Below are 2,747 nucleotides of genomic sequence, written 5' to 3' on the forward strand. Positions count from 1 at the left end.
GCGGGGCGACGGGCGGATGGGGACATGCGGCCAGGCTAACCGCTCGCCTCCGCTGCGGACACGAGAGCATCCGGCGCCGTTTCGTCAACGACAGCGGCTGTGGAGGCTCCTGCGCCCCCGCCGTCTCGTCGACGAGCGCGGTGGGTGAGGTCAGCGGACGCCGGCGCCGGAGAGGGTCTTGGCCCAGGCCTCGATGGCGTCCCAGTCGCGGTAGTCGCCGTAGTGCTCGTTGCGGGAGAGCTTGAGCTTGAGCTTCTCCAGCCGGCCCAGGCGCTCCTCGACGAGCGCCCCGCGGAAGTACGCCACCTCGCGCGGACCGTAGGACTCGAGCTTCTCCCGCACCGGCCGCGCCAGCTCGGGCGCGCCGCCGGAGGCCAGGATCACGAGCGGCAGGTCCGCCAGCTCGGCCCGACGGGTGTCGAGGAACGCCCGCGCGTCGGCGGCGAGCGAGCCCGTGTAGACCGGGGCCGCGACGATCACCGCGTCCGCCGTGGTCAGCCACGCGGCGGCGCCCTCGACGTCCTCCACCACGGTCGGGACGGCCTGCGACGTGCGCAGCACCTCCGCGACACGCTCGGCGATCTCTCGCGTGGATCCGTGGGCGGACGAGGTGACGATGAGCGTGGTCATGGTGGGGCGCAGCCTTCGGGGTCGGGGGCGGACGACGCGCTCAGTGTATCCCGCGCAGGTCCAGGTCCAGGCGGGTCTCGGCGCCCTTCGGGGCCCGGTCCGGGGTGTGCACCGTGACCGGGATGCCCCAGTCCTGCTGGTACAGGTGGCAGGCGGCGTGGTCCGGGATGGGCTGCCCCTTCTCCCCGTCGCACGCGGCGGCCCGGGCGGTGATGTGCAGGACGCCCTCCTCGACCTCGGGGTTCAGCCGCAGCGTCCGGTGCAGCCCCGTGGACGTGCCGGCGCCCTCGAGCAGCAGCTCCTCCGGGGACGAGGAGACCTTCAGCTGCGTGGGGTCGCCCCAGCGGTCGTCCAGCTTCTGCCCCGTGGGCGCGGCGAAGCCGATCGTCAGGTCCAGGTCGCCGGCCACCACCGGGGTGCGGGGACGCTGCGTCTGCCGCGCGCCCTCGTCCACGGTGAGGAACTCCTCCGGCACCGCCAGCCGCGTGAGCCGGTGGGCGTTGGACTCGACCACCACGATCGCAGTGTCGTTCCCGTCCGCGTCGTGCTCCACGAGCACGTCCGAGGGCTCGAGCAGTCCGCGCGCCACCGTGGTCACCGTGGCCGGGACCGCCCGGCCCGCGGCATCCTCGCCGGCCGGGGCGTACCGGCGGATCGCGCCGTTGTACGTGTCGGCGATCAGCACGGAGCCGTCCGGCAGGGCTGTGACGCCCAGCGCGTGCTGCAGGCGCGCGCGGTCCGCCTCCCCGTCCACGTGGCCGAAGTCGAACAGGCCCGCCCCGACGGCGGTCCCGACCTCGCGGCGCCCGTCCTCCCCGGTCCGCACCCAGCGCACCGCGGAGGTCTCCGAGTCCGCGACCCACAGCGTGCCGTCCGCGCCCACGGACAGCCCCGAGGGCTGCGCGAACCAGGCCCGTCCGGCGTCGCCGTCCAGCAGGCCCTCGAGCGCCGTGCCCGCGTGCACCGCGAGCGCGCCCGTGACGGGGTCGAAGTCGAAGAGCTGGTGCGTGCCGGCCATCGCGATCACCACACGCCCCAGGGCGGGGTGCCACACGACGTCCCACGGGGAGGACAGCGAGATCGCGGTCGGCTCCCCGGGCAGGTCCGCGAGGTCGACGGCGACGTCCCCCTCGTCATCGACGGCGGCGGCCTCCTTGGCGCGCTCGGAGTCGATGAGCTTCTGCACGCCGTTGCCGGCGAGGGTGCTGACGTGCCCGTCCGACAGGCGCAGGCCCCGCAGCCGGTGGTTGACGGAGTCCGCCACGACGACGTCGTAGCCGACGCGCTGGGCGACGTCCTCGGGCAGCAGCGCCAGGCCCTGCGGCTCGTTGAACAGCGCCTGGTCCGGCCCGCCGTCCGCGTGGCCCTTCTCCCCGGGCGTGGGGAATGCGAGCTCGGCCTGGCCCGCGTCCGCCGTGGCGGGGTCCCCGCCGCCGAACGCGCGGAGCACCGTGGTCAGGTCCTCGGCGACCTCCAGGAGGCGGTGGTGGCCGGTGTCCGAGACGAGGAACGTGCCCGGGCGGGAGCCGCGGCCGCCGAGCGACACGGCCTTGCCGGGGAACGACAGGTCCCGGGCCACGGGGGCGGGCGGGACGTAGGGGCCCGAGCCGCGGTGCAGCGTGCCCTTGGCCTCGTGCTCGGCCACGAGCTCGCGCACGAGCCCGTAGAGCCCGGCCACGTGCCCCTCTCCGGACAGGTGCGCGGCGATGTAGCCCTCCGGGTCCACCACCACGAGGGTGGGCCACGCGCGCGCCGAGTACGCCTGCCACGTGGTCAGCTCGGGGTCGTCCAGCACGGGGTGCTCGATGGCGTAGCGCTCGACGGCGGCCGCGAGCGCGTCCGGGTCCGCCTCGTGCTCGAACTTGGGCGAGTGCACGCCCACCGTGACGAGCACGTCCGCGAACTCCTCCTCGAGCGGGCGCAGCTCGTCCAGGACGTGCAGGCAGTTGATGCAGCAGAACGTCCAGAAGTCGAGGAGGACGACCTTGCCGCGCAGGTCCTCGAGGCTCACCTGCTCGCCGCCGGTGTTCAGCCAGCCGCGGCCCACGAGCTCGGACGCGCGCACCCGGGTGGCCGCGCGCGGCACGGCGGCGGGGGCGTCAGCGGTCGGGGCGGGG

Annotated in this window: 2 protein-coding genes; both read right to left on the reverse strand. The window is 75.1% G+C overall.

The features are described from left to right. Nucleotides 1–150 precede the first annotated feature (150 nt). Nucleotides 151–630 carry a flavodoxin domain-containing protein gene (locus tag QL983_RS10955; RefSeq protein ID WP_063188845.1) on the reverse strand — a complete coding sequence of 160 codons (480 nt, stop codon included), beginning with the start codon at nucleotides 628–630 and terminating at the stop codon, nucleotides 151–153. Nucleotides 631–670: 40 nt separating this feature from the next. Continuing rightward, a partial coding sequence (locus QL983_RS10960; protein ID WP_290152994.1) for an NHL domain-containing thioredoxin family protein occupies nucleotides 671–2,747 on the reverse strand: 2,077 nt, incomplete at its 5' end.

The organism is Micrococcus sp. APC 4021 (assembly GCF_030407635.1).
Lineage (GTDB): Bacteria > Actinomycetota > Actinomycetes > Actinomycetales > Micrococcaceae > Micrococcus > Micrococcus luteus.